Source organism: Bacteroidales bacterium (genome assembly GCA_016707785.1).
In the GTDB taxonomy this organism is placed as follows: Bacteria; Bacteroidota; Bacteroidia; order Bacteroidales; family UBA4417; genus UBA4417.
Map to the genome: position 1 here is coordinate 151,796 of JADJGZ010000002.1, position 20,528 is coordinate 172,323.

General features: G+C 41.3%; 6 protein-coding genes and 1 pseudogene. 4 read left to right on the forward strand and 3 right to left on the reverse strand.

The window, feature by feature from the left end; translation table 11 throughout:
- Positions 1–452 precede the first annotated feature (452 nt).
- Positions 453–5,717 carry a T9SS type A sorting domain-containing protein gene (locus IPH84_02400; protein MBK7172092.1) on the reverse strand — a complete coding sequence of 1,755 codons (5,265 nt, stop codon included), beginning with the start codon at positions 5,715–5,717 and terminating at the stop codon, positions 453–455.
- Positions 5,718–7,464: 1,747 nt separating this feature from the next.
- Here IPH84_02400 and IPH84_02405 point away from each other — a divergent pair.
- Complete coding sequence (locus IPH84_02405) at positions 7,465–8,223, forward strand: hypothetical protein (GenBank protein ID MBK7172093.1); 759 nt, start codon at positions 7,465–7,467, stop codon at positions 8,221–8,223.
- A 101-nt stretch (positions 8,224–8,324) separates the two neighbouring features.
- Here the strand turns inward: IPH84_02405 and IPH84_02410 are convergent, their stop codons facing one another.
- On the reverse strand, positions 8,325–12,761 hold the full coding sequence (locus IPH84_02410; GenBank protein MBK7172094.1) for a hypothetical protein: 4,437 nt from the start codon (positions 12,759–12,761) through the stop codon (positions 8,325–8,327).
- A 129-nt stretch (positions 12,762–12,890) separates the two neighbouring features.
- The gene (locus tag IPH84_02415) at positions 12,891–17,423 is read right to left on the reverse strand and encodes a PKD domain-containing protein (protein MBK7172095.1); all 4,533 of its coding nucleotides are present in this window, start codon (positions 17,421–17,423) and stop codon (positions 12,891–12,893) included.
- Between the two features lie 397 nt (positions 17,424–17,820).
- On the opposite strand from IPH84_02415, the gene IPH84_02420 reads away from it, so the two are divergent.
- The 3 genes and pseudogenes from IPH84_02420 (at position 17,821) to kdpA (ending at position 20,515) form a co-directional block, all read left to right on the forward strand.
- Complete coding sequence (locus IPH84_02420; GenBank protein MBK7172096.1) at positions 17,821–18,420, forward strand: hypothetical protein; 600 nt, start codon at positions 17,821–17,823, stop codon at positions 18,418–18,420.
- A gap of 111 nt (positions 18,421–18,531) precedes the next feature.
- Positions 18,532–18,684, forward strand: a complete 153-nt coding sequence (locus IPH84_02425) for a potassium-transporting ATPase subunit F (GenBank protein ID MBK7172097.1) — start codon at positions 18,532–18,534, stop codon at positions 18,682–18,684.
- A 146-nt stretch (positions 18,685–18,830) separates the two neighbouring features.
- A pseudogene (kdpA, locus tag IPH84_02430) lies at positions 18,831–20,515 on the forward strand (potassium-transporting ATPase subunit KdpA).
- Positions 20,516–20,528: the final 13 nt, after the last annotated feature.

Sequence of the window (20,528 nt, forward strand, 5' to 3'; positions counted from 1 at the left end):
GATTTTAAATGCTAAGAGATTGTCTAAAGAAGCTATTCCCCGAAGAAGCCAAGCCAAAGGCTTCCCTTCGGGAGAATCCTGAATAGTGATTTAATTATTAAATGCTTATAGTCAGGCCATTATGAAATATGAATCCTGACCCACCTATCCGAAATTTCAATGAGATTAGTAAAGTATCATCACAGTCACAGTCATTCGGGCAGGCTTCTGGAATCCAAAAAAAGCTAATAACATTAATTTTAGATTGTTTCTCATAGTATAAAACATTGGACAAACCCTGGATCTATATTCCGTAACCAGAAGTTTTGGATACTTTCCGTCTTTTCAAAACTGATCAAACGATATTAAATGACTTTAACTCTTGAGATCAATTACTAAGTTATGTTTCAGATTAAAAAGACAAAGGCTGCCCATTTAAGGCAGCCTTTGCATAAACCGGGGTTTTAAGCCCTTTAGTTGATAACTACCTTGCGGATGATTTGAGTGTTACCGCTGAGCAGTACCACTGAATAAATACCCTTAGGCATCCTGGAAAGGTCAATTTCCTGTTTGAGGCTTCCGTCTACTTCAACGCCCTTTCTTTCATAAACAACCACACCCAGGTTACTCATGATGCGGATGTCGAACATCTCTCTCGATGAGCTGGTTACTCCCAGTGTGAATTGTCCATCATTGGGGTTTGGATAAACTTCCACTTTCTGCAGTTTTACCAGTTCATTCACCCCTACGGTGTATACAACCAGGAGTCCTTCTGAACTTTCTGAAGTACATCCGCTCAGCGTTACAACCACTGAATAGGTGCCTGTCTCCAAAACTTCATAGGTCTGTGCTGTTGCTCCGGTGATCAGAACACCATCTTTATACCACTGGTTGCCTGCAGGTGAGCTGCTGGTCAGGATATAACCCACGCGGGTAATGGTTGGGGTAGCTGGTATCGGGTTAACAGTTACTGACAGGGAAGAGGATGTGCCCAGTCCGCAGGCATTGCTGCCAGCTACTGTTACAAGCCCTGATACTGCTGTACTGCCATAGTCCACCGTTATGCTGGTGGTTGTAGCTCCTGTTACAATGGTTGCTCCCGTAGGAACAGTCCAGCTGTAAGTAGCACCGCTGATAGCTGTGGTGGTATAGGTCACACCTGAGGTACCCTGGCATAGGGTAGTGGTTCCGGTGATAGTTCCTGCTGCTGATGGCACCGGACTTACCGTTACATTAAATACGGTTGGTGCTGCTGCGCTGCATCCTGAGGCATTGGTATAGCTTACACTTACGAATTTCGCCCCCGAAGTAGTCCAGAAAATCATTACTTCATTGCTGCCGGTTACCCAGGTCATGGTACCACTGCCCGGACTCATAGCCCATACATAATTGGTCATTCCTGGTTCGGTAGTATAGGTGTAATAATCTGAATCTTCACAAACTGCATTGTCTCCGGTAATGGTTGGTACAGGTAAAGCGCCTACGCTTACATTGTAAACGGTAGGTGTGGCTGCTGTACATCCGTTACCATTGGTGTAAGATACACTTACGGTCTGTGCACCTGATCCGGTCCAGCTTACTGTTACGGTATTATCCGTTGCTGTACCTCCGGCTGTGATAGTACCTCCGGCTGATACGGCCCATACATAGGCGGTCATACCGGCCTGGGTTGTATAAACATTACCGGTTGCTGAAGAACAGATCGAAGCAGGGCCGCTGATCGTTGGTACAGGAGCTGCATTTACTGTCACTGCATATGCTGGTGACAAGCCACCATTACCATAGATATTGGTTCCATAAACAGTGATATTTCCTGATACTGCTGTATATCCAAAATCAACTGTGATGCTGTTGGTATTGGCACCGGTTGCAATGGTTGCACCGGCTGGCAGATTCCATACATAGCCTGTTGCATTAGGAATTGGAGCTACACTGTAAGCTACACCCATAGTACCCTGACATACTGTTGATGTTCCTGTGATGGAACCGGCAGTTGGAGGAATGGATATAACGGTGACAGGATAGGAAGTAGCCGTTGTGGCATTACAACCATTGGCATTGTTATAGTTGACAGTTACTGTTTCTGCTCCTGCTATATTCCAAAGGATGGTGACGGTATTGCTGGTGCTTGTTCCACCGGCTGTAATGGTTCCACCGGCTGAAACAGTCCATACATAGTTGGTCATACCGGCTTCTGTGGTATAAACATGCGATGTTCCAACACCTGCTGGTGTGGTGCCTGTGATCGTTGGTACAGGTTGTGCATTAACGGTTACATTCTTAACAGTAGCACTTGCTGCTGTACAGGAATTACCATTGGTGTAATTTACACTTACGGTCTGGGCTCCGGCTGTATTCCAGGTTACTGTAATAGCATCAGTGCCTGCTCCGGCAGTGATGGTTCCGCCTGCTGATACAGTCCAGGTGTAACCTGTCATACCTGCTTCGGTGGTGTATACATTACCGGTGCTTGAAGCACAAACGGGCGATGGGCCTGTAATAGTAGGTACTGGTAAAGCATTCACCGTTACATTATAAACGGTTGCAGAAGGTGCTGTACAGCTGTTTGCATTGGTATAGTTCACACTTACCGTCTGGGCACCTGCTGTATTCCAGGTTACTGTGATGGCATTGGTGCCAGCGCCGGCTGTGATGGTACCACCTGCTGATATATTCCAGGTGTAGCCTGTCATACCTGCTTCTGTAGTGTAAATAGCGGTTCCGCTAGCACAAACTGATGCCAAACCACTGATCGTAGGCACTGGAAGAGCGTTTACAGTAACATTGTATACTGTTGGTAATGCAGATGTACAAGAATTACCATTTGTATAACCAACACTAACTGTTTGAGCACCTAAAGCAGTCCAGTTAATGGTAACAGTATTGTCGGTGGCTGTGCCTCCGGCAGTAATGGTACCCCCTGCAGATACTACCCAGCTGTAACCAGTCATTCCGGCTTCAGTTGAATAAACTGTTGTGCTGTTTAAACAAACAGAAGCAGAACCAGTGATAACAGGTACAGGTAAAGGATTAACTGTAACGTTGTAAATGGATGGAACTGCAGCAACACATGAGTTGGCATCAGTATAGCTAACACTGACGGTCTGAGGACCAGCTACGTTCCATGTAACAGTTACGGTGTTATCAGTTGTTGTACCACCGGCTGTGATTGTACCACCGGCTGAAATTGACCAGGTATAACCGGTCATTCCCGCTTCAGTAGAATAAACATTTCCTGTTCCTGTAGCACAAACCGAAACTGGGCCTGCTATTCCCGGAACCGGCAATGCATTTACCCCCATTGTTGAAACAGCTGAGGATGCAGGGCTACCTGTTGCACAACCTATACTTGAGGTCATTACAACATATACCTGATCATTATTTACAGGGGTGAAATTATATGTATCCTGATTAAGTCCAACAGGATTTGAATTCAAATACCACTGGTATGAAGGAGTACCACCATTGGTCGGTGTTGCAGTATAGGTTACCGGAGTTCCGGCACAAACCGGATTGGCATCAGGATTTATTGTAACTGATGCAACTACTGAGGAACTGACTGCAATAATAACTGTATTTGATGTTGCTGGATTTCCTGAGGTACAGGGAAGATCAGAAGTCATTATTACATATACCTGGTCATTATCAGTTGGTGTATAGGTATATGTTGCCAAACCTGTTCCTGTTGGTGATCCATTAAGATACCATTGGTAAGCAGGAACTCCTCCATTAACAGGGGTAGCAGTTAATGTTACATCTGATCCCGCGCATACAGGATTTGCAGAAGGTAAAATACTTACACTTACAGGTTCAATAGCAATTACCGTCATGGTAATAGTATTGGAAGTTGCCGGGGTACCTGTAGCACAGGGAATGGAAGAAGTTACTATTACATAAACCTCATCATTATTGGCCGGAGCATATGAATATGTATCCTGGTTGATGCCAACTGTTGTTCCGTTCACATACCATTGATAAGAATAGTCAGATGGAGCTTTTGTGCCCCCTCCTCCTATTATGGCTGTAAATAAAACAGAGGTTCCGGCACATACTGAGTTTGCAGATTCACCAATGGTAACACTTAATGGTACCAATGGAAGCACGCCCATTGTAATTGTATTTGAATTAGCAGTGGCAGCAACTACACATGTCAGACTTGTCGTAATTTCTACATATACCTGATCATTGTTTGCCGGTACATAGCTGTATGTGTCAAGGTTGGTTCCAACAGCTATTGAATTCACATACCATTGATAGGTGGGTGTTGTTCCACCGTTTACCGGGGTTGCCGTAAAGGTAACAGAAGCACCTGCGCAAGAGGGGTTTTCTGATGCTGCAATGGTAACACTTACAGTAACAGGGGCAGTGGTTGCCATGGTGATAGTATTGGATGTTGCCGGACTTCCGGAAGCACAAGTAAGGCTTGAAGTCATAACAACATAAACCTGGTCACCTGCTAAAGGAATATAGGAATAAGTATCCAGGTTAGTACCAACAGGAGTAGCATTAACATACCACTGATAAGTTGGGATACCTCCGAATGACGGAGTTGCTGTGAAGGTTACAGAAGACCCGTCGCAACTTGGATTTTCGCTGGCGGCAATGAGCACAGAGGCAACACCTGATGGACTCATTGACATAGTTACAGTGTTGGAAGTTGCCGGATTATTACTAAGGCAGGATCCAAAATTTGAGGTCATGACAACATAAACTTCATCAGCATCAGCGGGTGCATAAGAATAGGTATCCAGGCCTGTTCCTGCTGCTATTCCGTTCACATACCACTGGTATGTGGGAGCAGCACCACCATTCGTTGGGGTTGCAGTAAAATTCACGGTATTTCCAACACAGGCAGGATTTTGATCAGCAGCAACTACAACACTAACGGGAGTAATGGCTATTACTGACATAGTGATGGTATTGGAAGTTGCCGGACTTCCGGATACACATGTTAATCCAGAGGTCATAATGACATAAACCTGGTCATTATTGGCTGGAGTATAGGCATATGTATCAAGATTGGTTCCAACGGGGTTTGCGTTAACATACCACTGGTAAGCAGCCGTTCCGCCATTGGTTGGAGTGGCTGTAAATGTAACCGAACCTCCATCACAAATTGGATTGGCACTTTCCAAAATAGAAACACTTACCGGAACGGGCAGGTCTTCTACAACTGTAACACTACCTGTCATTACAGTAGTGCCTCCCAGGTTGGTTCCTGAAACAGTATAAACACCAGCCAGCTGGTTACCAAAGGATATGGCTGAACCGGTACCGGCTACAGTAGGCGTTTGGGCTACACCATCCAAAAACAATGTATAGGTAACATTCAGTTCACTATCAAACAATCCAACAGGCACTCCCGCTCCACCCTGGCAATAATTACCACCACCAGTAACATTGAATGCTGTTGGCGGGTCTATTGTACCAACAAACATTGTAATGGTGTTTGATGTTCCGAAAAGTGGACTAACACAAGTAAGCGAGGGGTACATTTCACAATATACCTGATCACCATTCACTGGGGTATAAGTATAAGTGGCTTCAAGTCCATTGACATAATCCGGCACTCCATTAACAAACCATTGGTAAGATGGAGTTCCTCCATTTACCGGTGTAGGTGAAAAAGTAACAGATGTTGCCGGAGGAACAGCTGTTGCAGGTGATGCAGTTATGGTTACAGAAGGTACAACGGGATTTGCGGGGGAAAGACTTACTGTATTCAGCATATCTACCATATCCTGTACAGGATGGGCTCTTTACCGACATAACAGCACCGGTAGCCACTGCTCCGAAAGTTGCGGCAGAGCCTGTTCCGAAGACTACCCCTGCAGCGCCGGAAACCGGGGTTCCATTGCTAAACAGGTAATAGGTATATCCGGCTTCTGTACTTGCCAATGAGATTTGAGCCCCTTGTCCGGGAAGATTACAATATTCAGTAACATCTGAAGTAACTGTCTGAGCTATAGGATCCGGAAAACCACCGGTTAAGGTTGGATTTGAAGGAGCCACATAACTGTGGGAAGCCTGAACTGTAACATCAGTGTTGATTACTCCAACATATGCGAACATTTTAGTCTGATATCCCAGGGATAATGTCCAGCACCAGGTAGGGTCGGGGGTTAATGCCGTATTAAATGCAAGATTACAACCTACCCTGATCCTGGTTAAGCGGGTTCCTGCCGGGAGGTTGGAAATTGTGGATGCACCGGCTGACCCCGGGGGGGCAACTGGTGTTACGATGATACAATTCTTAACTGCATCATAGGAGAATTTTTCAGGCCCTGGTTGCTGTGAGGCATTTAATTGAGAACTTCCCGGAACCGGCGAAACATTAATGATACCGCCACTTGGAATAATAGCAGGATTCATGTTAATACCCATCTGAAACTGGGCTAACTTGAAAACTGTAGTTCCGGTTCTTTGAAGAACAACATCAAATTCCCAAACATTGCAGGAAACCTGCGCAGCATTAGTAATCCGACAATTGTAAGTTGGTGATTGAGCCTTAATCCCAAAACCCAAAAGGATCAGGAAAAGCAGCAAAAACCATTGAATTGAGAGTTTCTGATTTTTCATGTCATGTTAATTTGGTTAATATAATGATTTGCTGTTATTTGAAATATACTGAGTGTTAATGAAAATGTATCAAAGAGCCAAATGGACCCTTTTAGAAAAGCCATTGGCTCGAAGCAGTGTATGTTTGAATTCATCTATACCGGGTGTCTTAAAATCTGTCCGCCTTTGGCTGAATACAAGATGAAATAGCAACGGAATAGATGAAGTATTTTCAACAGTTAAACTTAACTTCAGGATCAAAAAAAATCCAAATGCAAGTTACTAAATTAAGCATAAATAGAGACGTTTACAATCTCAATTTTGTTTTCAAATTGTTAACATTAATTTATTAATAAATATTAGCAGTAAAGAAACCCTATTTTAGTAAAAAACCAGCCTGGCCTTATCCATCATTCCCCTCCCACAAATCCCTATTATTCAGTTATTTAGGATGATATGGTATTTCAAATATTCTATATCTCTTGTTCAGATCTCCCGCAATAACAATGAAATATTTCTTTATATCAAAATTGGTTTATGAGATTCCATGGATAATTGCTCCTCACAAGAAGGAATACTTTACAAAGTGTAAAAGTTTTTTCTCTCCTGGCAAAAAAACTGAGAAGTATAAATTTTTTTCTTTTAGAGTTCCCGAAAATGTATAATTAATTTAAAATCTGTTTATCAACCTGTTATGATTATCGCGAAATGTCTATGCACTACTATAAGGCTCCTCTCAATTACTTTGGCATAACTTTGGTAATAAGTGGATTGTCTATTTATGACTGCTCTTTTTCTTTGGCTGCATGCTTTTCAGGGAATTGAATAAACTCTATGCCCTCTGCTGATGAAAATTATATTTAAGAATGATTTCATGATTACTTTACTTACTCACTAAGCTCTGCGAACTATAAGAATACTCTACATATGAAACGTCATTTTAAGTACTCCGCTATTATTGAAAAATTCCTTACCAATGATCTGGCATATGCCGAAAAGAAATCATTTGAGAAAGAGGTTACTACGAACAAAGAACTTTCAGAAGAACTGATCCTGACTAAGAGCATTGATGCTGCAATCAGTAATGAAGATATACTGGATTTGAGGATAAAGCTTTTAGCCGCGCGTAAGGAGGCGGGCTTGACTCAGTCAGCTAAACCCAAAGTAAGGACCCTCTGGAAAAAATACTGGTATGCTGCAGCGTCAATAATACTCTTGGCTACCGTTGGAAGTGTCTTTATTTTTGCTTTTAATGATACCGGGACAAATGACAGTTTATTCAAACAGTATTATTCCCCGGATAACCTGATACAAATCACACGATCCAGTGATGCCAATATCGTTGAGGCCATTATTAAATTCCAGGAAAGGGATTACACCTCGGCTTCACGCCTTTTCGGACAAATTCTTGAAAATGATACAACCAATTTTGCAGGTTGGTTCTATTACGGAATTTCCTGTATCGAAACCTCTGACTATTTAAAGGCTGAGAATGCTTTTAACCGAATCATTCAAAATGAAGGTAATTTATATTCGGAGCATGCTGAATGGTACCTTGGACTCTCTTTTCTAAAAAGCAATCAAATGGTGAAAGCCAAGATGCAGCTTGAAAAAATTGCAGCCAATCCTGATAATTTTCACCGTAAAGATGCCCGACACCTTTTAAAGCAAATAAACAAAAACTAATTGCTTTTCATTAAAAGACAATCAGTTTGCTAATCAAAACAATTTCCTGCCCACTCTTTTAAAACAAAGAATTGGCAGGAAATTGCATTTATATCGGATACTTAAGGTATTTGCCTTTCAATAGTGTGTGCGGCACAATTATCTATGATTATCATATCTCCGGCATCCACCATTGCGTTCCCATTCACATCTTCTGGTAAATATCCTTTGGTAAAGAGTGAAGACTGGCTGGAAACCAAAAGAATATCATCATTATTAATCGCCCCATCCTGATTTACATCACCAGAGAATATAGTCCACGATCCATCAGGCATTTGATTTAGATTGGCTCCGTAAACCTGAGAGGGATGATTTAAATTGCAATTAACAGTGCCTGAAGAAAAGCTGACAGGATTAAGCGTTGTTGTTTCAAGACTGTTTCTGTGCTTTACTGTTATATAGTAAGATCCATTAAATGAACCGGGTAATGTTAAACTTGCCAGACCGGAGGTACTTAAATTGACATTATTTATCGTACTTACAATCACCGAATAATTCGTGGCATCATGTAACTCAACACTAATTTGATCTGCAGTATTTCCCGTGAATTGATCTCCTGTTGCATTTTGTGCCTTTCGCATCGTTCCCTCTCCGTTATATAAACCTTCAAGCATAACACTCAGGTTGACAGTCCGCTCTGATGATCCCACAATAATCGTATAGTCTTCTGCTTCACCATAGGTGGCTGCATCACATGAACCGGGATCCTGGCTATAACGCTCAGAAATTCTCATTCTTGTTGGGCCAGGCAGTGCTGTTACAGGAACATTTACTGTACCCGTCAATACAGTTACTCCAGCGGTACCGGGTGTTTGTCCAAGGTCTACCAATTCGCCTGCATCAGTGAAGCTGCAATTATGATTCCAGTCAATCCATGCGATACAATGCTGTATCCAGGCACCATTGACTGTAATACTTGCAGAAATACCCTGGGATGTTCCAGGCATTAAAGTAGCGGATTGTGACGTATAATCTGAATAACTTGTAGAACCACTATTGTTATTGATGGTACTTAAAGTAACATTACTGATAAAATCGTCTGTTAAGTTTGAAAATGAGGTGGTACAATAAGAACAGGTTATCACACTGATATAATCAACTTTCGTTATTTCATCTGTTCCATAGGCATTCTCAACATGAAGTGAAACAGTATAGGTACCAATTGAACTAAATTGAACCTGTGGGTGCTGGGATGTGGAGGATGTGCTATTTACATAGGTATAGGTACCCGGACTTATACTCCAACTCCATGAAGTTGGAATATTCACTGTTTGATCAGTTAGTGTTACAGTGGTATTAATTGCCGGATTAGTAGCAGAAGCTGTAAATTGGGCTACCGGTGGCTGTGCTGAATTGTAACAACTGATGGAAGCCTGCCATCCGGCTTTCGTAATACTGCCATCAGATGTAAAGTTAAATGTGAGGGCACCGGAGGCATTGGTTGCCATAACAACACCCGGACCTGTAGTCCCATGATATGTACCTATAAGGTTAGCTGAAGTATTGATTCCGTCATAAATTCTGAGGTAATCATACCCTGATTCTGTTTCAAAAGCTGAAAATTCAAACCTGATCTGGGCACCGGGTGTTGAGGGATAAAATGTTTCAGTAAAGTTTTCACTGCTCTGGTATTCACCTGATAAACCTCCGGAATCATAGAAATTCCCCGGGCATGTTGTAATTGTCCCATTGGTAATTACATAGGTTGGGATAAGTCCAATGACAACCTGCATAGCCTCCTGGGCACTATAGGAACCCCCGGAGAGGTTAAATAGTAAATCAACCGGCGTCCCGATTGGTGTGCTTGCATTTGCTGTTACATTAAATACTGCCGATGAGGAGCCACCTGGAGTAATCGTACCAATATTATAGGTGGAGTTGTTGAGTATAAGATCCGGACTTGATCCCCCTGAAATAGTCAGGGTGCCGGCAATATTTCCCAGGCTGGCATGTCCCGTATTGTTGCATTCTATATAGAGGTCAGCTGTTTCCCCGGGATCAAGAATGCCATCGTTATTACATCCCGGACCTGTATCATGAACCGATAGAACACCGATGGTGAGATTGGGGGCATTGGCTGTTACATTAAATTGGGAATTCCAGGTATCTGATCCATTTGTGGCTGAAAAGGTAAAAGGAATGATATGCTGATCAGGGATGTTATTGGATACAGAAAAAGAAAATGCATCCGTCATAGTAACTACCTGATTAGGGTTGATAGATCCGAAGTTCTCAGTGTTGTCATTAATAACTATATAAGTATCTGCACTGGATAATGTTGCAATGGTATTACTGGCTACTGCTACCCCAACATTCTTAGCTGCAATACTCATCAGATCTGTTTCCCCAAAATCAACCAGGTTATTATTATTTCCAGATGGTATGGGGTCGCTGATTGAATTTGAGGTATATACAACATAAGGCCCTGAAGCCGGTATAGCCTGAATGGTTGAAATATGTGGCTGCCTGTTTTGTTTGGTAATCACAATATCCAGATAGCCTACAGCTCCAAGTGCGGGGAAGGTAAGATTTGCAGTGCCCGCGGCGTCAGCCAGTTTTGCATCCAGCAAGGTTCCGTTGAAAGAAAGGGCAACATAGGCATTTGCTTCAGTAGTTACTGTTAAAGATGACATTCCTAACATTAAAGTGTTTTGGTAGGTGGCTGTTAAAGCCGGAGGTACTGAATAATAGATCATCAGTGATGGATCTCCCATGAGGTGATATATCTCCCAGTAATAGGTCTTCCTGCTGGTATTGGATTCTTCAACGGCATAATTTCCACAAACCACCATCTGGCCTTGTGTTATAAACCAATCGGATGAAGGTTCTCCATGATCATGGAAGGTGCCATCATAGGAACCAATATGATTTGCATCATAGGATGGGTGTAATACAACAGTCTTGAAACCGCAACCCCACCAATAATCTTCATCCCAATAAGTATTATTTGAACCACCAATATAACCTACGGATCCTTTATTGGCTGCCCGTAATTGTTCTTCCGCAAAACTTGTTACATCAAATTTTGCTGAGAGGCAACAATTCCCAACCATCAAACAATATTTATGGGCATTGGTCAGACTGGCAATGTCAGAAATTGAGAAACTAGGATCGGCCCAACCACTTGAACTACAATGGGCTGTATAATTAGCGTAGGCAACCCCGCTTGAAACATTGCTCTTAATATTGGCAGAATAATTTCCCCCCGAGGGTTCTGGCTGAAGGTAAGTATGAGATACAATGTTATGGGCTGCATTGAAATAATTTTCAGTTCCATAATAGATCTGACCATTACTATGAGTCTGGTAACTGGCATCGGCTCCTGCTACCATTACTGCCTCATTTAAAAAGGATGGATCAGGCATGAGGTATTTCTCATATTCCAGGGTTTTATCAATCTGTGGTTGTAATTCAGCAACTGTAGTTGCCGAAAATCTTCCATAATAAACTTCCGGCAAATTATCACCGGTATATTCACAATACCTGAGATCAGTAAAATGGGAACCTGCAGAACCTGACCATGCCGGTATCTGGGCAACATCCCCTACAAAAAGGATGAAACTAGGCGCATTAAAACCACTTGGGGGCGAGTTGTATAAACTCTGTAAATAAGCTTTGATTGAGGTGGTAGTATTCCCGACCAGCGGATTATTGGTGTAACCTTCTATGACTTTAAATCCTTTCTTTTGTTTCCACTGGATAAATGGTGCCAGGGCCGACTGAAACATAGGATCCGAAATGATAACATAGGTAACAGGTGCAGAAGAAATCAGTTCATCACCCGGGCCAAGGGGCTTAAAATTTTCAACCATTCCGTACATGCTTTTAAAATACGGAGAAGCCTTGGTTTGCTTTAATCCAATAGTCCCGGGTATATTCGCATTATTAAATACTATTTCTACTTCCAGGACATCATACACTCTTAATATATTTTCAACCGGGTTATATTGAACCGGTGAAATATCCACCCTTGCAAGATTAAGTGCACGTAATATACCAATAGGAGTTACCGTTGCAAATGGATCATCTATAAAATCATTCCTGGAATAAATTTGCGAATTGTATTCAAAGGTAACCTTTGATGGATCATCACCCTTTGACAATGGGTGTTGAGCAGGCATAACAAATCCTTTTATTCCCTGATCATCCAGATCAATGTCAATAAAGTGTTGCTTTATAATATTGATGGTGAAAGATGCATTTAAAGGGACCTCAATTAATTTCCTGTAAACAGGAAGGGCCGGTTCTCCAACAACATTTCTCTGACCAAAACCTTCAACAGATAATACATTGAAATCACCAACAGCTGTTGATACTTTTAATGTTCCAATATCCGCAATGGTACTTGAGAATACAAGTTTTTGATAGGAATTTTCAGTCATTCGGACTTTAGTAGCTTCCGCATTTAAATGAATAGTTTCAGCAAACAGTCCTGACGAAAATGTACCAATGGCCATCAAAACCAGGAGCACTTTTGAAGCGTAAATCAATTTTTTCATATGAATAGGGTTAATGGTTTTTTTTGAGAATGTTATAGGATCATATAAGGAGAGACCTTATTGGAATTCAATCAGAAAGAAACCTGGATTATCTTTCTTCTGTTCCCTGCTTCCCCTTTGATTGTTTATTTAGGGTGTAATTTTTGTTATTGAATGAGATGCACAATTATCCACAATAATGAAATCTGCAGCATCTAATAACCCATCCCCGTTAATATCTTCTGGAATATATCCTGAACTGAATGATGAGGATTGGTTACTGACGATATTCATATCCTGGGAATCAATAACGCCATCCTGGTTTACATCTCCACAATAAACCACCCATACATTATCCGGCATCTGCTTTAAATTGGACCCATAAGCCATAGAAGCATTTTCGAAACTATAATTGATTGTACCCGGATTAAAACTTACAGGAGTGTTTGATGTGGTTTCAATTGCATTCCTGCCTTTTACTGTCAGGTAATAGGTGCCATTATATATTCCCGGAATGATTACCTGGGCAACTCCATCAATACTCAGGTTCACATTACTCAGGGAATATACAACTGTACCATAATGGTCAGCGCTATGCAATTCAATTGTTATCTGGTCAGCAATATTCCCCTGGAACTGGTCACCGGTCGAATTTTGCGCCTTACGCATCATCCCTTGACCTGAATACAGGCTCTCGAGTAAAACGGTAAGATTCAGGTTTTTGTCGGAACTGACAATATTCACATTATAATCTTCTGTTTCACCATATGAATAACTCAAACAGGGATCTATAGAGCTATTATTCCATACCTCTCTCACCCTCATTCGTGTCGTACCTGTCAGAGCGGTTGCAGGAACAGAAAAAGCAATGGAACCCGTTGCCGGGGTTGGGGCAATACTAATGGTACCAAGTTTTTCTGTAGTCTCAAATACCCCATTTATATTATAATCAATCCAAACTGCGATATAATTGCCGCTTGAATAGGTTCCGGGGCTTAAGGTTATAGAATAACTGTTTCCTGGTAAAAGGTCGGTCGATAATGAACTATAATAGGTATAATAGGGACTTGTTGAAGCACCTGTTGCATTATTTATACTTCCAAGCTGCACCAGTGTGATAAAATCTCCTGAGCTGGTTCCTGAAGTAAAGGTTGGAGTGCAATATTGATAATTGAGAACATTTATGTAACTGCTTTTTATGATGGTATTACTTCCAAATGCATTGGTAACAGTGAGCGTGACATCATAGGTTCCGATTGAAGTAAACTGAACCTGTGGATTCTGGGAGCTTGCATCTGTACCCCCCATAAATATAACAGTTCCAGGTGTGAAACTCCATGACCAGGAGGTTGGAATATTTGCAGACTGGTCGGAAAAAGTCACCGTCGAATTAATGGCGGTGGTTGTTGAAGAGGCAGTAAACCCTGCTACCGGTGGAATATTGTTATTATAGCAACTAATGCCTGCTGACCATCCGGGTTTAGTAACACTGCCATCGGAGGTAAAATTAAATGTCAGAGCGCCGGCAGCATTTGACGCAGTAACTGTTCCCGGACCGGCAGTACCATGGTAGGTTCCGATTAAAGGAGCGGCTGTGCTGGTTCCATTGTAAATTCTTAAATAGTCGTAGCCTGATTCTGTTTCAAATGAATTGAAAGTAAACCTGATCATATTTCCGGGTGTGGATGGATAGAATGTTTCTGTATAATTTTCACTATCCAGATAGGCGCCTGAAGCTCCGCCAGAATCATAGAAATTTCCCGGGCAGGTTGTAATTACCGCATTTGTCATATTATAGGTTGGAATTAAACCAATAACAACTTGTTTCAATCCCAGTACATTATATGCACCTCCTATAACAGTATATTCAAGATCAACAGGCGTTCCGATCGGGGTGGAGGGGTCAGCCGTTACTACAAATACGGCATTTGTCGATCCTCCGGGATTCAATGTCCCCAGCGTTGATGAACTATTTACCAGTGAAAGGTAGGCACTTGATCCACCACTGATTGCAAGGTTGCCGGTAATACCCGCCAGACTGCTGTGACCATTATTGGAAGTGGCAATAAGTAAATTTGCCGTTTCGCCCGGATCAAGTATTCCATCGTTGTTACAACCCGGTCCATTATCCTGTATTGTCATAGCTCCAATCACCAGCGAAGGGGCATTTGCAACAATATTAAAGTGGGAAGTCCAGGTATCTGTGCCGCTGTTACAATTTAAAGTAAACGGCACAATATATTGATCAGGGACATTATTCGCGAGTATTAAAGAGAAAGCATCACTTTTACTTACCGTTTGATTGGGATCAATGTTACCATAATTCTCCAACGGATCAGTAATAGTAATATAGGGATCGGCGGTGGAAAGTGTTGCTGAAACGTTGTTTGCCATAGCAATACCAACATTCCTTAATGACACAGAAATCAGGTTGGTTTCACCATAATCCATCAATCCATTATTGTTACCCCCGGGTATTGGGTCACTTATAGAATTCGAGGAATAGACTACATAAGGTCCGGTTGCTGGTACGACGTCCACAACCGAACTATATCGATAAAAATTCTGTTTGGTAATCGTTACAATCATTTGGTCGGGAGGTACCTGGCCGGGAATGTTAATACTAACCGGGAAACCTGTTCCTGTTGCGGTACCAAGGATAACCCCATTCGAAGTAAGAGCAATAAAAGACCCGGCATTTGCAGTCACTTCAAAAGTAGTGACCCCGGCATAAAGCACCGGGTTATGAGTAACGGTCAGGTTCTGGGGAACTTCTGAATAAACCGTCAGAAATGCATCCCCATGATGATGGAAAAGATGATAAGTTACTTCTTTGTCGCCAGTGTTATAAGGCCAACCGGAACTTTCAAGGAAAATTTTCCCGGCTGCATTGCCAAAAGCAGGTAAAACGTCTCTTGAAGCGGGTGTTGTTCCATAATCAGGCATAAAATCCGGCCATAAATTATCGTACATACCCCATACATAAGCATCATTGACAAATGAATAGGATACTTCTGATGCTGCCATTATACCTAGCGCTCCGGAATTTTGACCGCCATAGGTATAGCGATGGAATTTTTCAGCAAATACCTCACTCGAATAATTATATTTCCCCGTCAAACAATTGATTGACATTATATACGTCAAATCTGTATTTGTGAGTCCATCAATGTTTGAGCTATAATATGCAGGTTCACCCCAACCAGATTCAGCCCCGTGATCTCTATGCTGCAGCATGAAACTACCAGCATTAATGGCATTATTTATATCAGTTGCATTACCTCCACTCCAATTGCCCAAAGTGGCCGGTGATTCAGGGATATATCCCAGTCCTGCCGGGCCAAAATAGCTCACAACGGTTGAAGTATTAGGTGCTGTAGACCATGCTGTACCAGGGGTTCCGTCATAAATTTCATTGATCCTGACAGGATTCTTACCTTGAACATTTTTCCAGTACCCCCCGACTGTTTCAGAGCATAACTGGAACCAGCGCTCTGTCTGCCATCCAAGAGCAGTTATCGGATGATCATAGAATGAGGCACTGGTAGGAGGATTTCTTTCATAATTCAGGAACTTGGAAACCATAACCTGCAACTGTGCTAAGTTATTGGCTGTTATCCTGGCCATAACAATGTCGGGTAACTGATCATTGTCAACATCTCCATAAATATTATCTGACGCACAATAGTTGTCATAAATGGGAGAAATCACGGTACTATTGATATCTGATCCAAAATCTCCCAGAAGTAGAATGGTAGCAGGTGGTATCGTCCATGTATTGTATGCATTATTAATATAGTTTTCGATAATAAGCGTTGTATTTCCTCCAATCTGGGAAAGCGTTTTTACCATTGTAAGAATTCCTTGTTCCGTCCGGAACTTTTTGATGGAATCGGCATACTGCTGAAAAGCAAGGCCGTCAGGAGTGATGATAAGGTATTCAGCACCAGTTTCTTCGGAAGGTCCGGATGTCCTGTTTCTTGAGTCATAATTAATTTTAGGTAGTTGTGAAAAATTGAAAATGGCATCTTCCAGGATTGGATCCCACCAACGACTCCGCAACCGATCTTCTCCAAAACTTCCTGTTCCACCCTGAAAACTGATTTTCACCTTCATGTCCCGATAAACGATGAGTTGTTTTGTTACCGGATTATACTGAAACGGAGTTATTCCCAACATAACAGCATCAATCCCTCTTAATTGCCTGGTTTCTGAAAGGATTACCGGTTCGGCAGGGTAAAGAGCATCCACGTTATAAATCCTGGGGTCCTTATTATAATGAAGCGGACCTTTTTCATCATCTTTAGGGATATTAGGTGCGGGGGCAAGATTAATATTGTTGAAGACTTCTTTCCGTGATGAAATTATCTCCACAAGAGGAACACAACCATTAGGAATAGCAATGAACTTGCCATTCCCGGGGAGATTCGGTGCCCCTTCGTTGTTAAAAAGAAAATTCCCGGATATGGAAATATCTTTCATTGCCTCGCCATTAATTACTACATCGTTAAGACTGAATTCTGATACTGAGAAATTGATCTCTATATCTGAAGTCCTGCTTTTCAGAAGTGTAAAGCCATGATTATTCCATGCATCCGGAAAGGAATAATTCTGAGCATTAACTGAGATGGCTAAAAAGAAAAGGATAATTCCTGAAACGAGGAAAGAAGTAAAGTGTTTCATTATGAAGAGATTAGGGTTGGGTAATATATATTTTATTGCCTGAGAAATAAGAGTTAGTTATTGCTCAGAATGCATTAATGAATTATAATAAAACCACCTTAAAAAAGTAGTCCTATCAAGGTATTACCTAAATCCTGCAACTGAATCGACCTTTGATTTCTTTATGAATTCAGGTTAGTTACCTTTCAATACCCAAAAACCCTAATTTGTTGGTCCTTAAATCAATGATTTTAATAAACCATGTCAAATATACAATAGATCTGAATATTACAAAATTTTATTGTTATTGAAATAACAATCTATCCATCTCTGCGATTATAATCTACTGCATGACGAGATTTTATTAATTTTATCACTGGAATTTTCCAGAACCAACCATTCATCTTATTTATCTATTATGAAAAATAGCCTGGTAATTGGACTGCTAATGCTTGCAATTGTAATCACAACCAATAAATCCTTTTCCCAATCGAATAAAGTGATTGACCCAGCATTCAATCTGACCATTCAACAAATTGTTTTGACCTCTGATAAGACTTTAGAGTTTGATTTATATCTGAAAAATTTAGATAAAAAACAGCCCTTTGAATTGGCATTATTACAAGCCTGTATACTTATCAATCCTGCATTTTATGAAGGGGGTGAGATCACTGTTTCACTGGTTGAAGGTAAATCGGACCTGAATGAAACTCAGAAACCCCAAGCGGTTATTTTTTCAAAGGAGACACATGCTATCAAACTTCCTTCCAGAACATTGAAACCCTATTCAAAAAATACAGGTGATGACAAACTCAGGGGCACCATCATTTCTGATAAAGGTCAAGGCACTTTTGTCTGCAGAATCAAAATAAGCAATACAATAGCTTTTACAAAAGCACCGGTAAACCTGGCTTTTAATTTTTCGAAGCAGCCCTATCCTACCATGATATCCCGGTACATTGAAAACATGAATACTCCTTTAATCTGTAATGAACAAAATTGTATCGTTAAGAAATAATACTGCGAACAAGGTTATTTTCTTTATATTTTTTTTATACCCTCACATTCTTATTTGATAAAACACTTATTATTCCGGAAATAATTTTGCTTCATCAAAAAACGAAGCAAAATGAAAACCTTTATTGTCGCCCTATTTCTTACTTTGCTGGTAGCTACCGGCATTGAATCTGAATCTTCTTCCTCATACATTCTTGCCTTGATATTGGCCATCTCTGTTTTGGCTTACCTGGTGTATAGTCTTGTTAAACCACAAAAATTCTGAGAAAATGATCCAGGCCTTAGGATTATTTTTAGGTGTTTTCCTGGTCTTCGTGTTCAGTTACTTTATTGCCAGGTTCATTGAACTAGTCTTTCATATGGACCTTTCACTGAATCAGGATCATTCAAAGATTTTAAATACAGATCAAGATGAATGAAATTTTTCAATTAGCAGTTTTCCTGGGGATCCTTACTTTGTTTACGCCTTTCCTCGGGGGATATATGGTAAAAGTTTACCAGGGAGAAAAACATTTTTTATTGCCCGTTTTAGGTTGGCTGGAAAAGCTGATCTATAAGGTTTGCAGCATAAATAAGGAAGCAGGGATGAATTGGAAAACCTATGCTTATAGCCTGGTTCTATTTAATCTGTTGGGGGAGGTATCATTTTCACATTAATGATCCTTCAACGATATATGCCCTTCAATCCGCAGCATCTTCCCGGAGCATCATGGCATTTATCTATGAATACAGCCATAAGCTTTATGACAAATACCAACTGGCAATCCTACAGCGGAGAATCAACTCTTGGATATTTAACCCAAATGACTGGATTAACTGTTCAGAATTTTCTGAGTGCTGCCACCGGTATGGCAGTAATCATTGCCGTTTTAAGAGGATTAAAGGAAAAAGGTATCCGGAAATTGGGCAATTTCTGGGTTGATATGACGCGATCAGTTATATATATCCTTCTTCCCCTTTCCATCATACTCTCAATAGCACTTGTTAGCCAGGGTGTGGTACAAAATCTATCTTCCTACCATGAAATCTCAACCCTTGAAGGTGCTACCCAGGTAATACCGGCAGGCCCTGCTGCTTCACAAATTGCAATAAAACAACTAGGGACAAACGGGGGTGGGTTTTTCGGGACTAACTCAGCACATCCATTTGAAAACCCGACACCTTTTAGTAACTTCCTTCAATTATTATCGATCCTTCTTATACCTGCAGCCCTCACTTTTACTTATGGCAAATTAGCCGGTTCCAGCCGTCAGGGGTGGACGATCTTCATTGTAATGTTAATACTCTTTACAGCAGGCTGGGTGATTTCATATGTTGCAGAAATGGGAACTTATTCCCAGCTGGGAAATTTGTTAAATATGGAGGGTAAAGAAACCCGGCTGGGCATTGGTAACAGTGTTCTTTGGTCTGTTTCGACAACAGCAGCATCAAGTGGCTCAGTGAATTCCATGCATGATAGCCTTTCACCCCTATCCGGACTTATTGCAATATTTAATATCATGCTGGGAGAGGTGATTTTTGGTGGTGTAGGGGCCGGTCTGTATGGAATGTTGATTTTTATTATCCTGACAGTCTTTATTGCCGGATTAATGGTAGGAAGAACCCCTGAATACCTGGGTAAAAAAATTGAGGCTTTTGAAGTGAAAATGGCCATTCTTGCTGTTCTTGCACCCTGTGTTGTCATATTAGTATTTTCCGGAATTGCCAGCATTCTTCCCATCGGGACTTCCAGTCTGAATAACCAGGGGCCTCATGGACTCAGTCAGATCCTTTATGCATTTAGTTCCGGTGCCGGCAATAATGGCAGTGCATTTGCCGGACTAAATACAAATACTCCATTTTATAATATTTTACTAAGCATTGCCATGGTTATAGGCCGGTTTGGAATCATTATTCCTGTGCTCGCAATAGCTGGTAGCATGTCCATAAAAAAAATAACCCCCATTTCTTCCGGTACTTTCAGAACCGATAACTGGCTTTTCGGAGTGCTGCTGATCTCTGTAATACTCGTAATCGGGGGACTTACATTTTTCCCGGCTTTAACATTGGGGCCTATCTCTGAACACCTGCTGATGAAACTGGGTATTGGATTTTAATGATGAAAAAAAT